Origin of the sequence: Pseudohongiella spirulinae, assembly GCF_001444425.1 — a bacterium.
Classification (GTDB): Bacteria; Pseudomonadota; Gammaproteobacteria; order Pseudomonadales; family Pseudohongiellaceae; genus Pseudohongiella; species Pseudohongiella spirulinae.
In genome coordinates, this window is the sequence record NZ_CP013189.1 from 2,718,489 (window position 1) to 2,735,591 (window position 17,103).

At 55.9% G+C, this 17,103-nt stretch carries 24 protein-coding genes and 1 other RNA gene; 12 read left to right on the forward strand and 13 right to left on the reverse strand.

Features of this window, described 5'->3' with window-relative positions:
- Window positions 1–4: 4 nt before the first annotated feature.
- Window positions 5–430 carry a ferric iron uptake transcriptional regulator gene (gene fur, locus PS2015_RS12555; protein WP_058022553.1) on the reverse strand — a complete coding sequence of 142 codons (426 nt, stop codon included), beginning with the start codon at window positions 428–430 and terminating at the stop codon, window positions 5–7.
- A 132-nt stretch (window positions 431–562) separates the two neighbouring features.
- On the opposite strand from fur, the gene PS2015_RS16035 reads away from it, so the two are divergent.
- Together PS2015_RS16035 and PS2015_RS12565 are read left to right on the forward strand one after the other, a co-directional pair.
- Window positions 563–988: an outer membrane protein assembly factor BamE gene (locus tag PS2015_RS16035; RefSeq protein WP_082628241.1), complete on the forward strand. Its 426-nt coding sequence runs from the start codon at window positions 563–565 to the stop codon at window positions 986–988.
- A 14-nt stretch (window positions 989–1,002) separates the two neighbouring features.
- The gene (locus PS2015_RS12565; RefSeq protein WP_058022555.1) at window positions 1,003–1,500 is read left to right on the forward strand and encodes a Fur family transcriptional regulator; all 498 of its coding nucleotides are present in this window, start codon (window positions 1,003–1,005) and stop codon (window positions 1,498–1,500) included.
- Between the two features lie 9 nt (window positions 1,501–1,509).
- On the opposite strand, the gene PS2015_RS12570 is transcribed toward PS2015_RS12565, so the two are convergent.
- The 6 genes from PS2015_RS12570 to PS2015_RS12595 form a co-directional block, all read right to left on the reverse strand.
- A complete protein-coding gene (locus PS2015_RS12570; protein ID WP_058022556.1) occupies window positions 1,510–2,043 on the reverse strand; it encodes a cytochrome c in 534 nt (177 codons plus the stop codon).
- A 110-nt stretch (window positions 2,044–2,153) separates the two neighbouring features.
- A complete protein-coding gene (locus PS2015_RS12575) occupies window positions 2,154–3,134 on the reverse strand; it encodes an ArsA family ATPase (protein ID WP_058022557.1) in 981 nt (326 codons plus the stop codon).
- Window positions 3,125–3,397 carry a cory-CC-star protein gene (locus PS2015_RS12580; protein ID WP_058022558.1) on the reverse strand — a complete coding sequence of 91 codons (273 nt, stop codon included), beginning with the start codon at window positions 3,395–3,397 and terminating at the stop codon, window positions 3,125–3,127. The genes PS2015_RS12575 and PS2015_RS12580 overlap by 10 nt, the downstream gene beginning before the upstream one ends.
- Window positions 3,384–3,728: an RnfH family protein gene (locus PS2015_RS12585; RefSeq protein WP_058022559.1), complete on the reverse strand. Its 345-nt coding sequence runs from the start codon at window positions 3,726–3,728 to the stop codon at window positions 3,384–3,386. The genes PS2015_RS12580 and PS2015_RS12585 overlap by 14 nt, the downstream gene beginning before the upstream one ends.
- A complete protein-coding gene (locus tag PS2015_RS12590) occupies window positions 3,721–4,152 on the reverse strand; it encodes a type II toxin-antitoxin system RatA family toxin (protein ID WP_058022560.1) in 432 nt (143 codons plus the stop codon). The genes PS2015_RS12585 and PS2015_RS12590 overlap by 8 nt, the downstream gene beginning before the upstream one ends.
- Before the next feature lie 4 nt (window positions 4,153–4,156).
- The gene (locus PS2015_RS12595; RefSeq protein WP_058022561.1) at window positions 4,157–5,587 is read right to left on the reverse strand and encodes a sodium-dependent transporter; all 1,431 of its coding nucleotides are present in this window, start codon (window positions 5,585–5,587) and stop codon (window positions 4,157–4,159) included.
- Window positions 5,588–5,685: 98 nt separating this feature from the next.
- Here PS2015_RS12595 and smpB point away from each other — a divergent pair, with 98 nt between their 5' ends.
- The 5 genes from smpB (at window position 5,686) to PS2015_RS12615 (ending at window position 8,746) form a co-directional block, all read left to right on the forward strand.
- Complete coding sequence (gene smpB, locus PS2015_RS12600) at window positions 5,686–6,168, forward strand: SsrA-binding protein SmpB (protein WP_058022562.1); 483 nt, start codon at window positions 5,686–5,688, stop codon at window positions 6,166–6,168.
- A gap of 9 nt (window positions 6,169–6,177) precedes the next feature.
- A complete protein-coding gene (locus PS2015_RS12605; RefSeq protein ID WP_058022563.1) occupies window positions 6,178–6,822 on the forward strand; it encodes an HAD family hydrolase in 645 nt (214 codons plus the stop codon).
- 49 nt (window positions 6,823–6,871) lie between these two features.
- Window positions 6,872–7,233: a transfer-messenger RNA gene (gene ssrA, locus PS2015_RS15485) on the forward strand.
- Between the two features lie 170 nt (window positions 7,234–7,403).
- Entirely contained in the window at window positions 7,404–7,817 is a 414-nt protein-coding gene (locus tag PS2015_RS12610) for an SRPBCC family protein (protein WP_058022564.1), read from the forward strand.
- Window positions 7,814–8,746, forward strand: a complete 933-nt coding sequence (locus tag PS2015_RS12615) for a LytTR family DNA-binding domain-containing protein (RefSeq protein ID WP_058022565.1) — start codon at window positions 7,814–7,816, stop codon at window positions 8,744–8,746. Before PS2015_RS12610 ends, PS2015_RS12615 begins: the two co-directional genes overlap by 4 nt.
- Here the strand turns inward: PS2015_RS12615 and PS2015_RS12620 are convergent, their stop codons facing one another.
- Window positions 8,747–9,421, reverse strand: a complete 675-nt coding sequence (locus PS2015_RS12620) for an outer membrane protein (RefSeq protein WP_058022566.1) — start codon at window positions 9,419–9,421, stop codon at window positions 8,747–8,749.
- A 163-nt stretch (window positions 9,422–9,584) separates the two neighbouring features.
- Complete coding sequence (locus tag PS2015_RS15720; RefSeq protein WP_058022567.1) at window positions 9,585–9,776, reverse strand: hypothetical protein; 192 nt, start codon at window positions 9,774–9,776, stop codon at window positions 9,585–9,587.
- A gap of 317 nt (window positions 9,777–10,093) precedes the next feature.
- Here PS2015_RS15720 and PS2015_RS12635 point away from each other — a divergent pair, with 317 nt between their 5' ends.
- Window positions 10,094–11,143, forward strand: coding sequence for a Fic family protein (locus PS2015_RS12635; RefSeq protein WP_058022569.1), 1,050 nt, complete (start codon window positions 10,094–10,096; stop codon window positions 11,141–11,143).
- Window positions 11,144–11,166: 23 nt separating this feature from the next.
- Window positions 11,167–11,385 (forward strand): glucosaminidase domain-containing protein, encoded by a 219-nt coding sequence (locus tag PS2015_RS12640; protein WP_156412739.1) that lies wholly within the window; start codon window positions 11,167–11,169, stop codon window positions 11,383–11,385.
- A 5-nt stretch (window positions 11,386–11,390) separates the two neighbouring features.
- Here PS2015_RS12640 and PS2015_RS12645 read toward each other — a convergent pair whose 3' ends face one another.
- The 4 genes from PS2015_RS12645 to hutX all read right to left on the reverse strand — a co-directional run bounded on the left by PS2015_RS12645 (window position 11,391) and on the right by hutX (window position 14,269).
- Window positions 11,391–11,939, reverse strand: a complete 549-nt coding sequence (locus PS2015_RS12645) for a DUF2058 domain-containing protein (protein ID WP_058022571.1) — start codon at window positions 11,937–11,939, stop codon at window positions 11,391–11,393.
- 3 nt (window positions 11,940–11,942) lie between these two features.
- Window positions 11,943–13,211, reverse strand: a complete 1,269-nt coding sequence (locus PS2015_RS12650) for an acetyl-CoA hydrolase/transferase family protein (RefSeq protein WP_491745269.1) — start codon at window positions 13,209–13,211, stop codon at window positions 11,943–11,945.
- A gap of 127 nt (window positions 13,212–13,338) precedes the next feature.
- Complete coding sequence (locus tag PS2015_RS12655; protein ID WP_058022573.1) at window positions 13,339–13,863, reverse strand: HugZ family pyridoxamine 5'-phosphate oxidase; 525 nt, start codon at window positions 13,861–13,863, stop codon at window positions 13,339–13,341.
- A 13-nt stretch (window positions 13,864–13,876) separates the two neighbouring features.
- Window positions 13,877–14,269 carry a heme utilization cystosolic carrier protein HutX gene (gene hutX, locus PS2015_RS12660; RefSeq protein WP_058022574.1) on the reverse strand — a complete coding sequence of 131 codons (393 nt, stop codon included), beginning with the start codon at window positions 14,267–14,269 and terminating at the stop codon, window positions 13,877–13,879.
- Window positions 14,270–14,396: 127 nt separating this feature from the next.
- On the opposite strand from hutX, the gene PS2015_RS12665 reads away from it, so the two are divergent.
- Genes PS2015_RS12665 through PS2015_RS12675 form a run of 3 tightly spaced genes read left to right on the forward strand, consistent with a single transcriptional unit; the run spans window position 14,397 to window position 17,048 of the window.
- The gene (locus tag PS2015_RS12665; RefSeq protein ID WP_058022575.1) at window positions 14,397–15,251 is read left to right on the forward strand and encodes a heme/hemin ABC transporter substrate-binding protein; all 855 of its coding nucleotides are present in this window, start codon (window positions 14,397–14,399) and stop codon (window positions 15,249–15,251) included.
- Between the two features lie 17 nt (window positions 15,252–15,268).
- Window positions 15,269–16,291: a FecCD family ABC transporter permease gene (locus tag PS2015_RS12670; protein ID WP_058022576.1), complete on the forward strand. Its 1,023-nt coding sequence runs from the start codon at window positions 15,269–15,271 to the stop codon at window positions 16,289–16,291.
- A gap of 1 nt (window position 16,292) precedes the next feature.
- Complete coding sequence (locus PS2015_RS12675) at window positions 16,293–17,048, forward strand: heme ABC transporter ATP-binding protein (RefSeq protein WP_058022577.1); 756 nt, start codon at window positions 16,293–16,295, stop codon at window positions 17,046–17,048.
- Window positions 17,049–17,103 lie beyond the last annotated feature (55 nt).

Consider the following 17,103-nt stretch of genomic DNA (forward strand, 5'->3'; position numbering starts at 1 on the left):
CTCATCAGGAAGCGGCCTTCTGACACTCCGCACAGATGCCGTACAGATACAGGCTGTGATCGGTGATCTCAAAGCCGAACTGGGCGGCGATCTTGTCCTGCCGCTCTTCGATAACTTCATCGTAAAACTCTTCCACCAAGCCACATTTATTGCATACGATATGATCATGGTGCTCGGCGGTATGCAGTTCAAAAACTGAATGCCCGCCTTCGAATCGATGTCTCATCACCAGCCCGGCTGATTCAAACTGGGTCAGCACACGGTACACAGTTGCCAGACCGACTTCTTCTCCGGCCTCAATCAGCGCCTTATATACATCTTCAGCACTCATGTGACGGGTCTCGGAACTTTCCAGTAACTGCAGGATCTTTACTCTCGGAAGAGTCACTTTGAGTCCGGCTTTACGTAATTCCTGATTTTCTGAAGACATAGTGATTCTCTTGGCTAATAAAGCTATGCTGGCGTCAATCTATGACGACGATAAGGCCTGTTTTACCACAGGCGACCGCATGGGTTATTATGCACATTAATGCATTCAGTTAAAAGTTCAGGCCAACACTCCATGACTATTGCCGTACCCCGCTCGAATATATCCCGATTTACCCTGCGCCTGTCGCTGCTGTCGCTGATCAGCCTTTGGCTGACGGCCTGTTCATCCTTGCCAGTCCCGCAATTTCCCGGCGTCTACAAGATTCCTATTGCTCAGGGCAACATCATCACACAGGACATGATCGACAAGCTTGAACCAGGCATGACACCTCGTCAGGTGATCTTTGTCATGGGCTCTCCTCTGGTCAGAGATCCATTTAACCAGGACCGCTGGGACTATGTTTACAACTACCAGCCCGGCGGCGGCGTCCGTGGTCAAGAGCGCATCACACTCTATTTCGAAAATGAACAGCTGATGCGTTACGAAGGCGATTTTGAGCCAGGCCCGAACGCGGCATGGCATCAGGTGGCCAACAACTCTTCAGCAAGTAACCCCTGAAGGAATAAGGTGCTATGCGATCGAACCAGGCCGACATCGATCAGACACTGGAGCGCGCCCAGCATATCTGCGCGGATCACGGCGCGCGGCTCACAGACAAACGACGACGTGTGCTGAAGGTGGTTCTTGAGTCAGCCGAACCGCTATCGGCCTATCAGATTGCTGACCTTTACCGTGATGAATACGGCAAATCCCTGTCCGTTATGTCTGTTTACCGGATGTTGCATTTTCTGAAAGAAAATGAGCTGGTGCATCGATTAGAGACTACCAATCAGTACCTGCCATGTTCACACATCAGTTGCCAGCACGACCACGAAGTACCGCAGTTTCTGATCTGCGATAACTGTCGGGGCGTCGACGAAGTAGGTATTCGCAAGGAAATCCTGCAGGAGCTGAGCGCCAATATCGAGGACACGGGTTTTGCTCTTGCTCGTCAGCAGCTGGAATTCCACGGTTTGTGCCGCACCTGCCAGAAGGCAGGCGTCGACAGCAAACTGGAATTAAAAGACTGATCCGCAGCCTTATAAAGATACCGGCGGCAATTGCGGCAGCTCACCGAACATATCCATCGTGGGCAAATCAGGCTTGAATTCGCGGTGACAGGTTTCACAGGTCTCTATCAGCTGATCGCCGGCGCGCTGCATCAAGTCGAAATTACGGCTGCGCACAGCATTCACGGCTCTTGCTCCATCCTGACTTAACTGTGACGCCAGTTCACGCCAGCGTGGATTGGATGTCCACGCCTCGTCCAGCGGGCCGGTTCCCGGAAACACCAGCAGTGAACCGCCAATTTCAATCTGATAAGCCAGACGCTCAAGTTGCCGCCAATCACGATCAGTCTGCGGATTGTTCCACATTGCAGCCCAGATCGGATCTGCCGCATCATTGATCAGGGCCACCATCACTTCGTTGAGACTGACTGGCAACGTGATCTCTGACGTTCCACTGTCAGCCGTTTCAGAACCGCCGCCACAGGCAGCCAGAGCCGTCATCGCCAGACCTGTCAAACCCAGCTTAAGCCGCTGCAGCATCGTACTCTTTTTTTGTTCCCGCATGAGCCTACTCCTTTCATGATTATTAGGTGAGAGAGCCTGCATATACCCTGACTCCTGTCAACCGACAATCCTATAGTATGCCTCTGACAGATCGATGACAATGAGCCAGCTCAAAACTCCGCAGCAAATGCCCTGAGCGCATTAACACCCAGCACATCATGTGCAGCCAGCGTCAAATCCTTACGAGGGATATGAGCAAGCTGCTCATGCAGAGTAGCCAGATGAATCTCCTCCTGAGCCTTGCGCTCCGCCAGGAAACCCTGCAGGCCTTCCGGCAAGCGCTTGTTAACCACCAGAGCGGCCACATCAACGCCGGCGCGCAGCAACTGTGCATTTAACTCTATCGTCTCCAGCACCGGCAAGCGCTCGGCCGCCAGCACAATAACAAAAGCAGTCTGCCGCCGGTCAGCGATGGTTTCACGCAGCCCGGCGAAGCGCTGTTTGCGCCGGTTCAGCAGTCGTCTAATACGACTGTTTCGGTCCTCATCCTGCCTGGCTGGCTCGTCACCGAAGGCCTTTTCACCCACGCTGCTATCGCGCGACAGGCTTTGCAGCACAGCACTGAAACTGTCGGCCTTCTCTCGTTGACGAATCAAACCCTCCGTCCAGGCCGACATCATCTCAGGCAGTGCCATCAGGCGAGCGGTATGCCCCGATGGTGCAGTGTCAAAGACAATCAGGTCATATTCTCTTTTCAGTTCGACAACTTCTGCAATCCGCTCCAGCATGGCAGCCTCCTGCATGCCAGGGGCATCACGCGATAACGAGATATGCTTGTCAATTTCGGAGCCCAGATGCGCTGGCATCATTCGCCGCAGTGCCGCCGTAACTTCTTCCAGGTGCTGATCCACAGTACGATCAGGATCCAACTCCAGTCCGTCCAGGCCCTCAGCCAACTTAACCGGGGAGGGACCTATCTCACGTCCAAATAAATGCCCGAGGTTGTGCGCAGGATCAGTGGATACCAGCAGGACGCGTTTGCCAGTTTCCGCCATTGCCACAGCAGTCGCAGCCGATACTGTTGTTTTGCCAACACCGCCCTTGCCACCAAAAAACAATATACGCCGTGAACCGGCCAGTTCTAACAACATTTGATATGATCCAATGGAGAGTGATCCAGTCCCATGCGCTTGTGCCACTCATGGAAACGCTCATATACAACCGGCAACAGTTCCAGGGTGTAATAAGCAGCCGGATTAGGCACACCCAGAGTCTCGGCAAACACCATCAACATAAACAGATCTTCTTCGTCGCGCTGTGCCCTGGCAAAAGACTGCCGGAAAGGCGCCACGTAGAATTCCCGAAGGCCTTTTTCCAGTCGCTTAAAAAGACTGTCTTTGTCACTCTGACTCATGATTTTCCTGCACTCTTTTATGTCTTGCTTTGGCTCGTTCGGCTCTCAGAAGTCGCGCCTGTTTAGGGTCTATCTGCAGCGGACGGTAAATTTCCACACGGTCCAGGTGCTGCAACACATAGTGCTCAGGTGAAGGATTCACCCGCCCATCCAGAATCCTGGCATGAACACCAATGCGGTTTTTTCTCAGATCAATCTCGGGCCATTGCTCCAGCAATCCACTGGCTTGCAAAGCCTGCTGCGCGGTGCTGCCCGGCGGCAATTGCAGATTAACCTGCTGCTGCGTATCTGGCCGCGCGTAAACCACACAGATATCCATCATTTCAGCCATACAATTTACCTGCTCTGTCAACCAGAGCATCAACCAGTGAATTGGCCGAGTGCTGAAACAGCTTTTCCATGGCTGCTCCCAGAAATCCGCCCGCCCATTCAAAATGCATCACCAGCGAAACCTTGCAGGCCGTTTCAGACAGTGGTTTAAAGTGCCATGTCGCATCAAAACTCTTAAACGGTCCGTCAAGTAACTCCATATCCATGGATCGACCGGGCACAACGGAATTACGAGTTGTAAAATTGTACTTAAGACCGGCTTTACCCAGCGTCAGCCGACCGGTCACCTGCGTTGCCGTGCGCTCCAACACCTCCGCTTTGATGCAGCCCTGCATAAACGTCGGGTACTGCTCTATATCATCGATAAGGGCATACATCTGCCCGGCCGAATAATTAACCAGAGCACTGCGTTCAATAGTGACCATCAAACTATCCGGCAATCAGGCTGATCAGATCAACAGCAAAATATTTGGCGGCCACTGAGTTCACAAAAACAAACAGCAGGACCACAGGCACAAAGGTTCGCAATGAGAACGTCAGATAACCCGCCAGGGCCGAATTTCTGAAGCCTTCATCTCCGGCACTCAATTCATCCGTAAATCCCTGCCGCCATCGATACGCGCAGACAATACAGGCAAAAAAACCAACCAGCGGCAGAATGACTTCAGAGAAGGTATCTGCGATCAGATCAAAAAACGATTTGGGTCCGCCACCATAGGGGATAAAATCCGTCAAAAATGGCGACATTCCAAAGGACAGCGCCGCCAGCACAGCAAAGGTGGTAACCAGCCCGGCCTGCACCAGCACCGCCTTGCGGCGTGAGAAATTCCACTCATCAATCATATAGGCAATGGGTATTTCAAGAATGGAGACCAGCGATGTCATGGCTGCGAAAAATACCAGGGCAAAAAACACCACAGCAACCGCGCTGGCTCCAAAGTAGCCAACGGCTTCCTGCATAGAGAGAAAAATCTGCGGCAGGTAGGTAAAGATCAACCCGACGCTACTGGTGGACAGATCGTCAGGGTTGGTATTCGGGTTAAAAGCAAAAATGGCAGGCAGAATCAAAAGACCCGCCATAAAGGCCACCGAGGTATCAGCCATCGCGACCATTTTGCCGGAGTTGAGAATATTGTCCTGACGGCTGAAATACGAGCCATAGGTAATCATGATACCCATGCCCAGCGACAGTGAGAAAAACGCCTGGTTCAATGCCGAGTTGATCACGGTGCCATTCAGACGACTGAAGTCAGGCACCAGATAATAACGCACCCCCAGCATGGCATCATCCAGGGTCATGACAAACAGAATCAGACCCACCAGCATAACGGCCAGCGTTGGCATCAGCACCCTCGCCAGTCGTTCGATACCGCCCTTTACACCGCCCAGCAATACGCCAAAAACAGCTACCTGCAAAAGGATGAACCAGGGAAAAATACCGGGTGACCCTATCATGTCACCAAAAGCAGATGCAGTTGCCAGATCGGACAGACCGCCCGTCATTGCGCGAAACAGGAAAATCAGAATCCAGACCGTGACCACAGTGTAAAAAACGGCAATCATAAAAGGCGTCAGGATTGCCAGCTTCCCAGCTGTCCGCCAGAGTGCATTGCCGTTGGTCAACGCAGAAAAAGCACCCACCGGGTTGCGGCGCGTGGCCCGTCCCATGGCAATTTCAGCCAGCAGTACCGGAAAGCAGATCAGGGCCACAAACAGGACATAGACCATGAGAAACACGGCCCCGCCATTTTTCGAAGCCATGACCGGGAAGGCCACCAGATTGCCCAGGCCCACCGCCGAGCCTGCTGCCGCCAGCACAAATCCCAGTCGCGAACTGAACTGACCGCGTTCTATTGCCATGATCTTCCCTCTTGTTATCGATCAGCGGATTCTAGCAATCGCAAAAATACCCGGTCAATTTGAGCGTGCGCACCCGAATCAAGGTATAATCCGCCGCCATGGCCAAAGCAAAGAAATCCAAAGTCCCTGATACTACCATTGTCCGCAATAAAAAAGCGTCCCACGATTACTTTGTGGAGGACACTTTTGAGGCCGGCATGGCCCTGGAAGGCTGGGAAGTCAAAAGTCTGCGCGAGAAGAAAGTGCAGCTGGTGGACAGCTATGTGGTGTTAAAGGACGGCGAGGCCTTTCTGATCGGCTGCCGCATTAATCCTCTGAATACCGCCAGCACTCATGTAGTGGCCGATCCGGATCGCACCCGCAAGCTGCTGCTGCACAAAAAAGAGCTGGCCACGCTGTTCAACAGCGTGCAGCAAAAAGGGCACACCTGCATCGTTACCAAGCTGTACTGGAAAGGCCATATGGTCAAATGCCAGGTGGCGCTGGCCAAGGGTAAAAAAGACCACGACAAGCGTGACACCATCAAGGACCGTGAGTGGAACATCCAGAAACAGCGCCTGGTGCGCCAGCAGAATCGGTAACATCGCAATATGAGCATCAAAGCCGCCATCTTCGATTGGGATGGCACCGTCGTCGATTCTGTAGAACATATCACTGATTGCCTGCACCACGCCTCAACAACAACTGGTTTTGAGTCTCTGGAACGCGCCGCTTACCGTGACATTATCGGTCTGGGCCTGGTGGAAGCGCTAAAACGGCTCTACCCCGGCATCACCCCTGATCAGATGGCCGCCATGCGAGAGGCCTACAGCAGCCATTTCATGGCGACGTCAGCGGCACATCAGCGTGTATTTCCGGGCATGACCGATATTCTGCAGGATTTGCATGCCAGCCAACGCCACTGTGCCGTTGCAACCGGCAAAAGCCGCCGCGGTCTCAACCTGGCCCTGCAGGCCAGCCAGCTGGAGCCCTGGTTTCACATCACCCGCTGCGCCGACGAAACCCGCTCCAAGCCCGACCCGGCCATGCTGCTGGAAATCCTGCAGCACCTGGAGCTGGAACCGGGCGATGCCATCATGATTGGCGATACCACCTATGACATGGCCATGGCTGAAGCGATCGGCATGCCGGCCATCGGCGTCACCTGGGGTGTACACCCGCCGGAACAACTGGCCATGCATAAACCCGTCGCCATCGTCAGTGACATAAAAGAATTACAGCAGCTCTTGAAATAAAAGAGCGCGCCCTCATGTCTTATAGTGTGCTAAGCTGAAAGAACATTTTGGGGCTGATTTGGATTCGACGCCGGTATCAAACTCCAAGGTGCATGCCGAGAGGGTATAGACTCTCGTAAATCAATCTATGCAACTTATATAGTTGCCAACGACGAAAACTACGCTCTCGCAGCCTAAATAGCGCCGCGAGCGATTGCCACCGGGATGCCTGTAAACCAGTGATCGCAATCGTCATATAGAACAGGATCGCTGTGGAGTGCGCCTGGCGCAAAGCAGCTAAAACTTACCGGGCTCGCCCAAATCGCCCTGCCCGTCGGGCCGACACGGGTTAACTTAATAGACGACGCTAAGCATGTAGATCCTGGGACAGCGGACTGACGGACGCGGGTTCAACTCCCGCCAGCTCCACCAATCCATGAAAAAGGGGACTTCCGCAAGGGAGTCCCCTTTTTTCATGGATTGGAGATCGGAGGAATTGGACTTGCTTGGTCGGGGTGACCGCCAAGGATGGCGAAACTGTCAGGCGCTTTCCACTACAACGTTGTTCTGCCAGAATTGAACTAATTTTGAGGATATCTTACATGGCTACCGTCACTAAACACATGCGCTTACCGATTCCTGCCTCCGACCTTTGGGCAATTGTCGGCAACGTTACCCGGATCGACTGGGTGCCAGTGATTACGGCCTGCACACTGGAAGGTGACGTGCGCACACTGGAAATGGTGGGAGCGGGCACGGTGCAAGAACGTATATACAGGCGCGACAGCGACGCCATGATATTGGAATACGGCCTGATCAACCGTCCGGCCGTGGCGCTGCACAAAGCCAACATGCAGGTGCTGACCGTAGATGAGCATCACAGCGAATTGCGCTGGACCACGCAAATTGAACCTGATGCCTTGCAGTTGTTAATTGAACTTGGCATGCAAAGCGCACTTGATGCTCTCAGTCAATTAACCCCGGCTGCGCCAATGCAGGTGTTGAAACCTGAATGAGCACCGTGCATCGCAGCGCATATCCTGCCAGCGCAACATCTATTTTTCGTTACCTCGGCAGCACCGGCTGCGCCCTGTGGCTGCTGGTTATGGCTCTGCAGCCGGATGTGGGGTTCATCGCACCCTGGTCCTGGATGGGCTTTTTCTGGTTGTTGACCATCAGCAGCGGCCTGATCGTCCTGCAGTCCGCTCTTTACGCACTCAGCCGCAGCCAGCAACTGCAGCAGTGGCCTTTGTGGACGCTGGTAGCAGCCAGTGGCATCCTCGGCTCGCTGGTGCTGGCGCCGCTTTATTGGCTGATCGGCGAGGGGTTGATGCAGGCACTGCTCGGTTTTGAGGCAACAGCTGATGATGAGCTGGATGCAGGCGCGATAGCGGATTTTGGGTTCTCCGCGCTGGCTCAGGAGCTCAGCGAGTTTGTTGGCCCGGTCACGGCCGCCTGGCTGTTGATTTCGTTGCCGCGATTGCAGGGCTTGTTACCGCCAGTGCTTGTCCAGCGGCAAGCAAACGATAACTCACAGACAGCCATCGAGCCTTCGGTGGCGGCGCCAGATATCATCCATAAGCGGCCACTGTGGCGTCAGTCGCTGCCCGGAGAACTGGGCAATGATGTCATTGCCGTCAGGTCGGAGCTGCAGTACCTGCGCGTATGGACCACCCGGGGATCGACGCTCATCCTGGGGGCCTTGCAGGAGGTCGAAGACTCGGAAACCACGGCCGGCATGCGTATCCACCGCTCCTGGTGGGTTCATGCAAGCCATGTCCGGACTGTGCGGCGCAAAGCAGACGGGCTGGTCTGTCAGTTAAGCGACGGCCGCGAGATTCCGGTCAGCCGTCGCCGCAAGGCAGAGGTACTGGCCCGCTTTGGCGAAGCGTCGCGTTACGAAACAGTAGCGCCACAGCCACCCGGGCCCGACCAATTCGCCTGATCAGAACATGCGCCGCAGTCCGATCTGCACAGACAGGGGGTTATAACCCGGTTTTGCCAGCCGGCCGGTCACGCCTTCCTCAGCCGACAGTTGCTGATTGCCCAAACGCAATACACGAACATCTGCCGTGAGCCGCCAGGTATCGCTCAGTGCATACTCAGCACCGCCTATCAGTTGCACACCGATATCACCCTGTTTGGACCAGGCTCGCTCGGTTGCTCCGGTGTTGAGGTCGAAATCGATCTCCTGCACCCAGCCCACGCCCACGCCAACATAGGGAACCCATCCACTGTCCGGCCTCACAAAGCGACGCAGGCCGTTCAAAAACAGGATATTCGAGGCGAAGTCGCCTTCGGTGACCGCCGCGCTGCCAACGCCGCTGAGCGATTTCAGATCATGACGGCGCCAGTTCCACTCAAATTCGGCCGCCCAGCCGTTGCCGTAATTGAAGCCAAAATCACCGCCCAGACCCAGGCCGGCGTCGAATTGTGCTTTGAGGCCGGCGCCAAGATTGGCATTGCCGACTTCATCAAAGCTGGTTGAGCTCAAGCGGCTGGCCTGCGCGTAGGCGGTGACATAAAAACCTTGTGGCTCAGTTTGCGCCAGTGCTGGCATCGTGGCGATCGCAAAACAACCCGTCAGAGCTAATGAAAACAAGGGACGAACAATATTCATGGTTAAAGACTCCAGAAAAATAACAGGAACAACGTCAGCCACCCGGCCATTTGCTATCAACAGGGCAGCGGACAGGACTATAGCGAACCACTATGATTGTCCCCAGACAGCCTGAACCAATGGTTAAACTGGTGAACGAACGGTAGTCTCGCTGGTGCTGGCGTCAGAATCGCCAAACCAGCGCAACGGAGAGTTCAAACTCGATGTCCCTGCGATGCACCAGTTGAACGCCCGTCGACCGATAGCCGCCGCTGAGCTGGTACGCAGGCAGTCCCGAGTTGCGCCACTGCGTACCGAGCACCTCGACCAGAAACACCTTGCCAGTACGCCGTCCGGACAACTGCAACGAGGGCATCCAAGATCAATCCGGATGGGCACCATGAGCACCCTGAATCATTCTAGGACCGAACGTCTCGACGTTCGTGCAAGCGCGCCAGTCAAGCAACTGCTACAGGAAGCCGCGTCTGAAGAAGTAGCGCACCCGGCCGCAGCGCCTCAGGAACCTGGGCCCGAGAGCCAAGCGATCTCCTTGCAGAAGCCTATTCGCGGCATTTCCTGCGGCGAATAGGTCGGTCTTTCCCCGCAAGATCCCAACTCTGGCAAATTGGGTGCAAATGGGCGTTTTAATGGATGCATCTCGAAAATGGGTGTAAATGGGTGTAGTATTGGTTCATGCTGAAAACCGACACCATCCAGATCACCCCGGAGATCCTGAGTCTCATCGCCAGGATCGACGAGTTCAAGGGCGCCTGGCGCGCCTTAGGCACGCTCGCGCCCGATCGGCTGTCGGCCCTGCGCCGCGTAGCCACCATCGAGAGCATCGGCTCATCAACCCGCATCGAGGGCAGCAAGCTGTCCGACCGAGAAGTAGAACAGTTGCTGTCGAACCTGGAGATCAAGTCCTTCGCCACCCGCGACGAGCAGGAGGTGGCCGGCTACGCCGAGCTGATGGACCTGGTGTTCTCGTCGTGGCAGGACATACCATTCACCGAGAACCACATCAAACAGTTACACCAGATTCTGCTGCGCCACAGCGAGAAGGACACCTGGCATCGCGGCAACTACAAGACCAACTCGAACAGCGTTGCCGCCTTCGACGAGACCGACGCGCAGATCGGTATCGTCTTTCAGACGGCTTCACCCTTCGACACACCTCGCCTGATGACCGAGTTGGTGGCCTGGGTGAACCAGGAGCGCGAGAAGGCTCTTCTACATCCGCTCCTGATCATCGCCCTGTGCGTCGTCGTGTTCCTGGAGATCCACCCCTTCCAGGACGGCAACGGGCGACTCTCCCGCGTGTTGACCACGCTCCTGCTCCTGCAGGCCGGTTACGCCTATGTGCCGTACAGCTCGCTGGAAAGTGCGGTCGAGCAAAGCAAGGAAACGTACTACCTGGCTTTGCGGCAGACACAGGGCACGATCCGCACAGAGGCGCCGAACTGGCAACCGTGGCTGAAGTTCTTCCTGCGCTCACTGGCCGAGCAGGTGCGGCGTCTGGAGAAGAAAGTCGAGCGCGAGAAGATCGTGCTTGCAGCCATGCCGGAATTGCAGCTACAGATCGTGGAGTTCGCCCGCGAGCACGGGCGCGTGACTATCGGCGAGGCCATCAAACTGACGGGGGCCAGCCGCAACACGCTCAAGCAGCATTTCCGGGCGCTGGTCGAGCGCGGCACGCTTGATCGGCACGGCAGTGGCCGTGGAGTTTGGTACGGCCTGCACTGAGGGGGGCAGCTCTCGGTTCGCCTTTGCATTCAGTGCAGCGATATCTGTTCAACCTGAACAGCCATGAAGCCTATACCCAACTGCGCATTTCACGCGCCGAGTTGAGAGAGGAAGGCGAACCCATTACCGGGCTCGATCTTGTTGATAACCTGAGACGCTACTCCGAGCGCGGCGATGACTATATTGAAGAGTTACAATCAATGATTCGCTTCAATAACCTCACAGAGCTGGATGTGGAATAAGCCAGCTACCACATCAGATCATCAGGCACCGGATAGTCCTTGTAGGGATCGTCTTCTGCCGTATCTGATTCATTTTTGGCCGCCAGAAACACCACGGCTTCGCCGAAACGTTCAGCAATTTTGTCAGCGATGTTACGTGGCACCAGCACATATTTGTCGTCATTCTGGCAGATTGCCAGTACGCCCTTGGCCAGTTGATCCTGCTCTTTCTGAGTAACATAGATCTGCTTGATCTTTTTGCTGGCAGGATCAGTGAAATTAAAACGGATATCTCCCTGGGATCTAAAACCACTGTGGTCGAGCATCTGTCTGATCTGCGCGCGCATGGCTTTCTGCCGCTCGGCCTCCACACGTTGCAGGTTCAGCAAGCGGTCACGCTCAGCCTTTTCGACACGTTGTTGTGCAAGGCGGGCCTGTGTTTCATCCACTGTTGCAGCGCCCTTTTTCTGTTTAGGTTGCTTACTCTGTTTGCGCTGCTCCTTCTGCGCATTTTTCACTTTTTTCTGATCGACCAGGCCCGCTTTTAATAATTGGTCTGCCAGTGACTTAGCCATGATTCAGATGCCTTTTCTTAATTGATCCCGAAAATCCGGGTGTGCAATATTTATCAATTGCTGCGCCCGTTCGCGCAGACTGCTGCCGCTGAGCTTGGCGATGCCAAACTCTGTCACCACATAATCCACCTGAGCGCGGGACGTCACAACGCCGGCACCAGGAGCCAGTTGGGCGGTAATACGCGATTCTTTTCCACCCCGGGCTGTGGACGGCAATGCGATAATGGAACGCCCATTTACAGATAAACGGGCGCCGGTCACAAAATCCACCTGCCCCCCAAATCCCGAGTAAATCTTGTTGCCTATGGAGTCCGAACAAACCTGCCCGCCCAGATCGATCTGAATGGCGCTGTTAATCGACACCGTCTGGGGATTTTTGCGGATAACCGCCGGCGAGTTCACATAGCCGACATCCAGAAACAGCAACTGGGTGTTATCGTCCACGTAGTCGTAAAAAGCACGGTCGCCCATGCCAAAGCTGGTGACAATCTTGCCTGGCTGGATAACTTTGCGGCTGTTGTCGATAACACCTGACTCAATCAGAGGCAGCACACCGTTGGAAAACATCTCGGTATGAATGCCCAGATGTTTGTGCCCGTGCAGCGCGGCAAGCGCGGCATCCGGTATTGCGCCAATTCCCATCTGCAGGCAATCTCCGTCACGAATCAACTGTGCGACCTGCTGCCCGATCTGCCGATGTACATCGGCAAATTCTTTGGGTTTGTGTTCAGCGATCGGTGAATCGATCTCTATCGCGTAATCGATACGCTTTAGCGGAATCATGGCGTCGCCGTGAGTCCGTGGCATTTGCGGGTTGATCTGGGCGATGATCAATGGTGCCACTTCGCAGGCTGCCAACGTGGCTTCCACAGACACACCCAGGGAACAGTTACCGTGGCGGTCGGGCGGCGAGACCTGAATGATGGCGGCATCCAGCGGCTGCTCACCACGCCGAAACAAGGTTGGGATGTCGGACAAAAAAACCGGCACGTAATCGGCCAGTCCCTGATTGACCAGCTCACGCGAACTTTTGCCAACAAAAAAGCAGCGATTGCGCAGATGCCCCTTCAGGGCGGGATCACAGACGGCTTCGGAATGTTCCAGATGCAACTGCAACAGTTCCACGTCCTGCAACTGACGACTATGCTCGGCCAGCGCCTCCAGCAGTCGATACGGTGTGGCGGCCATAGAATGGCACCACACCCTGAAGCCTGACTGAATGGGCTGCACCGCCTGCAACGCAGAATCACAGAAATGGGTCACCGGACACACTCTCCTTGCGAATCAAACACAGGCAACCATCATACAACAGTGCCGTGTACATAGCAGGTGGTTACCGCAAGCTGACTTGCGCTAACAGACGTTTAATGGTCAGTCTGACCTGGAGCGTGTCATTGCATTATGCCCTCGCACGCTGCTTGTGACCATCACGCAAATGCATCAGCGACTCGCCGGCCAGTGTCTCTCCCTCCAGGTCGTAGGCTTTACCAAAACCTTTCACATATCGACCGCGCTGGGGAATCAGGCGGAACATCTTGAAGTCACTGTGTTCGCCCAGATTACGCGGCCGCTCGCCATGCCTGCTTACCAAGGCCGCCATCGCCTGGTGCCAGTCCTCACTGCCATAATCAAGCAGTTGCGCTCTGACACTGTAGTTGACCCGCTTACGGGCAAACAGCTCCTCTGCCGTATCCTCATCTTCGATGATCAATACCGATGCTCGCGGGTGATTGCGCAGGTTCAGCGCATGAATCGCAATGTCGCTGAGCAGCACATACAGGCAGTGTTCGCCGATACCGTAGGGCGCATAGGAGGCGTAGGGCTGGCCGTCCGCATCCAGGGTGGCCAGTTGCAGGCTTTTGCGCCCCTCAATCATCTGCATAACTTCGTCGCTGAGACGGCTTTCCATCTGTTTATTTTTCATGGTGGTGGTTTCCTTACGAAGGTTGGACGCGCAGAGCGTCACGGATATTGTTGAATGCGGCCAATTGCTCCGGGAATATTTGACCCTGGCTGTCGCGGCCCAGAAAAACCTTGAAGATGACCTGACCCTCTGCCGTCTCGAACACAAACGCGTAGCTGTCACGCCCGCGATGCGGGCGATCCTGAAAGCGCACATGGTGCATGGCGGCGACCCTCAGATGGCCATGCAAGCCAGGTACAGGGCCATCCAGGTTATAAAAATCCTCTCCCAACTCGCCGGCCGGGAATGGTCCTTTGAATTCGAATACGCAACCGCCACTGAACACAATGGTGGTCATATCACCCAAGGTGGTCAGATTCTTCAGCAGCGGCAGCACCTGATCCTGTGGCAGAAAAGCATCTGTCATTGTTCCTTCCTCAGCATGGTTAGCGTGGCCTATAAATTACCAGCAGATTCTTTTGTTGTAAATACGAACTATTATCATTTATATTTACAATAACAAATCAAGCGCCGAACTGAACACCGAGGACACCATGCGACTTACAGATACAGCCCGAACCAGCACCCTGCTGCTGATCTGCCTGACAACACTGATGTTGCCTTCTATTCAGGCAGACACCCTGTCGGCAGATTCGCCGCAACGACTGATCAGCACGGATGCTGGCGCCACCGAGATTCTGATTGCACTGGGAGTGGCTGATCGGCTGGTCGCCGTTGATGACAGCAGTCAAACCTTTATAGATCACCAACTACCGCGTCTGGGGTACCACCGGGCATTAGCGGCTGAGGGTTTGATGGCGCTGTCGCCCGATCTGATTATCGGCTCTGACACCATGGGCCCGCCGCATGTCGTCGATGCGCTGTCCCGGGCCCGGATTCCGCTGCTGCAGCTTAATACCCCTCTGACGGTCGGAGAACTGGCTTCCAATATCACAACTTTGTCAGCAGCTATGGGCGTGCAAGAGAGTAAAGACTTACTGCAAGAATTAGAAAACATACAGCAGCAACTTCAAAATGACACCAACAACAAACCGCTCAGTGCCGCGTTTCTGCTACGTGCAGAAGGCGGCAAACTGCGCATGGCCGGCTCAGACACGGCTGGCCATGCCTTTGTTGAGCTGATCGGCGCCAGCAACCTGGCCGACTATCAAGGCTATCGCAGCCTGTCACCGGAGGCCGTGCTGGAGATGCAGCCGGATCTTTTGCTGTTCGCCGACACACAGGGCGGTGGAGCCGCAGCGCTGCTTGCAGATATGCCAGTGCTCCGCTTCAGCAGCGCCCACGAAAAGGGTTATTTGCTGCTTGTTGATCCTAATGCGCTGGTCGGTGGCATCAGCCTGGCGGCACTGGATGAGGCGCTGCGCATTAAAAATATTCTGCAACCCTGACTCACGGTTCTTTCAGAATGCTCAGGGTACCTCTACTATCATCGATACTGATTCTGGCAACTTTGCTGCTGGCCGCCATGCTGGCATCGGTAGTGACCGGTGCCATGTCCGTGCCGATGGTCGATGCCCTGCTGTTTATTGGCCAGCGCTTGACCGGACTGGGCAGCAGCGCGTTGGCACCGCATGAGCAGGCCGTGGTCTGGGAGCTGCGCCTGCCCCGCACGTTGCTGGCGATGCTGGTGGGCGCCCTGCTGGCCCAGTGTGGCGCCGTCATGCAGGGTATGTTCCGTAATCCACTGGCCGACCCGGGCATCATCGGCGTGTCGGCCGGTGCCGCCGTTGGTGCTGTGCTGGCCATCTTCTTTTCTACCTCAGCCATGACTGTCTGGAGTGTGCCACTAGGCGCGTTCGGCGGCGGACTGATTTGCAGCCTGCTGGTTTATCAGTTGGCACGCAGCCCGCTGGGAACCTCAGTACTGGTTCTGCTGCTGGCCGGTATCGCCATTTCAGCACTGGCCGGCAGCCTGATCGGCCTGCTCAGCTATCTGGCCGATGATGCCCGGCTGCGTGATGTCACCCTGTGGCAGATGGGGTCACTGGCCGCCGCAGACACCTGGCGCCTTTCGCTGCTGGCCGCCGCTGCCGTGCTGCTGACAATTCGCTTCAATCAACGCGCCGCCGCGCTTAACGCCCTGCTGCTCGGGGAAGCCGAAGCACGCCACCTGGGCATTGACGTGGAAGTCATGAAGCGCGAGCTGATTCTGCTGGTGGCCCTGGGTGTGGGACTGGCAGTCGCCGCTGCCGGGGTGATCGGTTTTATCGGACTGGTCGTTCCTCATCTGGTGCGCACCCTGACCGGCCCCGATCATCGCAGCCTGCTGCCTTTGTCCGCCCTGGGGGGTGCGCTGCTGCTGTTGCTGGCGGACCTGATCTCCCGCGTACTGGTCGCTCCCGCCGAACTACCGGTCGGCATCGTCACCGGCTTGCTGGGCGCGCCGTTTTTCATTCTGCTGCTGCGACAACTAAAAGGACGCTTCTGAGATGCTGACTCTGCATGATGTTTCCGTTCAACAAGGTCAGTTCGACCTGAGTATCGATCATTGGCACAGCGAGGCCGGTGAGCTGCACGCCCTGCTCGGCTGCAACGGCGCCGGTAAATCCACCCTGCTGCGCTGCCTGGCTGGTGAACTGCCGCACGACGGCAACATCATGCTGCATGGCCGTGAACTCTCGCAGTGGCCAGCCACTGAACGTGCCCGTCACCTGGGCGTGCTACCACAATCCAGCCAGCTCAATTTCTCCTTCTCGGCCGCTGAAGTTGTGGCGCTGGGTGCCACGCCGCTGAGTCTGAGCTGGCGCGATCTGCCCGCCGCCATCAACGCCATGATGACCCTGACCGACAGCGCCGCGCTGGCCGGGCAACCCTTCCCCAGCCTGTCCGGCGGAGAGAAGCAGCGCGTGCATCTGGCCCGCGTGCTGCTGCAGATCAGCCAGGCCGAACAGTCGCCCTGCCTGTTGCTGGATGAACCCACCTCGGCTCAGGATCTCAATCAGCAGCACAATCTGCTTACCCTGGTGCGGGAACTCTGCGAGGAGCGAGGTTATGGCGTGGTCGCCATCCTGCACGACCTGAACCACACACTGCGTTATGCTCACCGCTGCAGTGTGCTGCACCAGGGCCAGCTAGCGCGCTGCGGCACGCCCGAGCAGGTGTTAACACCTGAGTCGGTGGCGCAGCACTGGCAGTACCATGCGCGGTGCGTGCCGGATGGTAACGGGGGGCGGGTGTTGGTTTAAGGCGCTCGTCCCATGTCGCTCACATGCTTTTCAATAGCGGCCAGAAACAGGGTAA

What these genes read in the sequence shown, in the direction of transcription:
- PS2015_RS12620 (WP_058022566.1), bottom strand. Translation starts at nt 9,421, where the DNA reads ATGAATATTGTTCGTCCCTTGTTTTCATTAGCTCTGACGGGTTGTTTT.
- hutX (WP_058022574.1), bottom strand. Translation starts at nt 14,269, where the DNA reads ATGACAGATGCTTTTCTGCCACAGGATCAGGTGCTGCCGCTGCTGAAG.
- PS2015_RS15720 (WP_058022567.1), bottom strand. Translation starts at nt 9,776, where the DNA reads ATGCCCTCGTTGCAGTTGTCCGGACGGCGTACTGGCAAGGTGTTTCTG.
- PS2015_RS12670 (WP_058022576.1), top strand. Translation starts at nt 15,269, where the DNA reads ATGCTCAGGGTACCTCTACTATCATCGATACTGATTCTGGCAACTTTG.
- smpB (WP_058022562.1), top strand. Translation starts at nt 5,686, where the DNA reads ATGGCCAAAGCAAAGAAATCCAAAGTCCCTGATACTACCATTGTCCGC.
- PS2015_RS12570 (WP_058022556.1), bottom strand. Translation starts at nt 2,043, where the DNA reads ATGCGGGAACAAAAAAAGAGTACGATGCTGCAGCGGCTTAAGCTGGGT.
- PS2015_RS12595 (WP_058022561.1), bottom strand. Translation starts at nt 5,587, where the DNA reads ATGGCAATAGAACGCGGTCAGTTCAGTTCGCGACTGGGATTTGTGCTG.
- PS2015_RS12635 (WP_058022569.1), top strand. Translation starts at nt 10,094, where the DNA reads ATGCTGAAAACCGACACCATCCAGATCACCCCGGAGATCCTGAGTCTC.
- PS2015_RS12575 (WP_058022557.1), bottom strand. Translation starts at nt 3,134, where the DNA reads ATGTTGTTAGAACTGGCCGGTTCACGGCGTATATTGTTTTTTGGTGGC.
- PS2015_RS12580 (WP_058022558.1), bottom strand. Translation starts at nt 3,397, where the DNA reads ATGAGTCAGAGTGACAAAGACAGTCTTTTTAAGCGACTGGAAAAAGGC.
- PS2015_RS12590 (WP_058022560.1), bottom strand. Translation starts at nt 4,152, where the DNA reads ATGGTCACTATTGAACGCAGTGCTCTGGTTAATTATTCGGCCGGGCAG.
- PS2015_RS16035 (WP_082628241.1), top strand. Translation starts at nt 563, where the DNA reads ATGACTATTGCCGTACCCCGCTCGAATATATCCCGATTTACCCTGCGC.
- PS2015_RS12645 (WP_058022571.1), bottom strand. Translation starts at nt 11,939, where the DNA reads ATGGCTAAGTCACTGGCAGACCAATTATTAAAAGCGGGCCTGGTCGAT.
- PS2015_RS12615 (WP_058022565.1), top strand. Translation starts at nt 7,814, where the DNA reads ATGAGCACCGTGCATCGCAGCGCATATCCTGCCAGCGCAACATCTATT.
- PS2015_RS12665 (WP_058022575.1), top strand. Translation starts at nt 14,397, where the DNA reads ATGCGACTTACAGATACAGCCCGAACCAGCACCCTGCTGCTGATCTGC.
- fur (WP_058022553.1), bottom strand. Translation starts at nt 430, where the DNA reads ATGTCTTCAGAAAATCAGGAATTACGTAAAGCCGGACTCAAAGTGACT.
- PS2015_RS12610 (WP_058022564.1), top strand. Translation starts at nt 7,404, where the DNA reads ATGGCTACCGTCACTAAACACATGCGCTTACCGATTCCTGCCTCCGAC.
- PS2015_RS12565 (WP_058022555.1), top strand. Translation starts at nt 1,003, where the DNA reads ATGCGATCGAACCAGGCCGACATCGATCAGACACTGGAGCGCGCCCAG.
- PS2015_RS12585 (WP_058022559.1), bottom strand. Translation starts at nt 3,728, where the DNA reads ATGGCTGAAATGATGGATATCTGTGTGGTTTACGCGCGGCCAGATACG.
- PS2015_RS12605 (WP_058022563.1), top strand. Translation starts at nt 6,178, where the DNA reads ATGAGCATCAAAGCCGCCATCTTCGATTGGGATGGCACCGTCGTCGAT.
- PS2015_RS12675 (WP_058022577.1), top strand. Translation starts at nt 16,293, where the DNA reads ATGCTGACTCTGCATGATGTTTCCGTTCAACAAGGTCAGTTCGACCTG.
- PS2015_RS12655 (WP_058022573.1), bottom strand. Translation starts at nt 13,863, where the DNA reads ATGAAAAATAAACAGATGGAAAGCCGTCTCAGCGACGAAGTTATGCAG.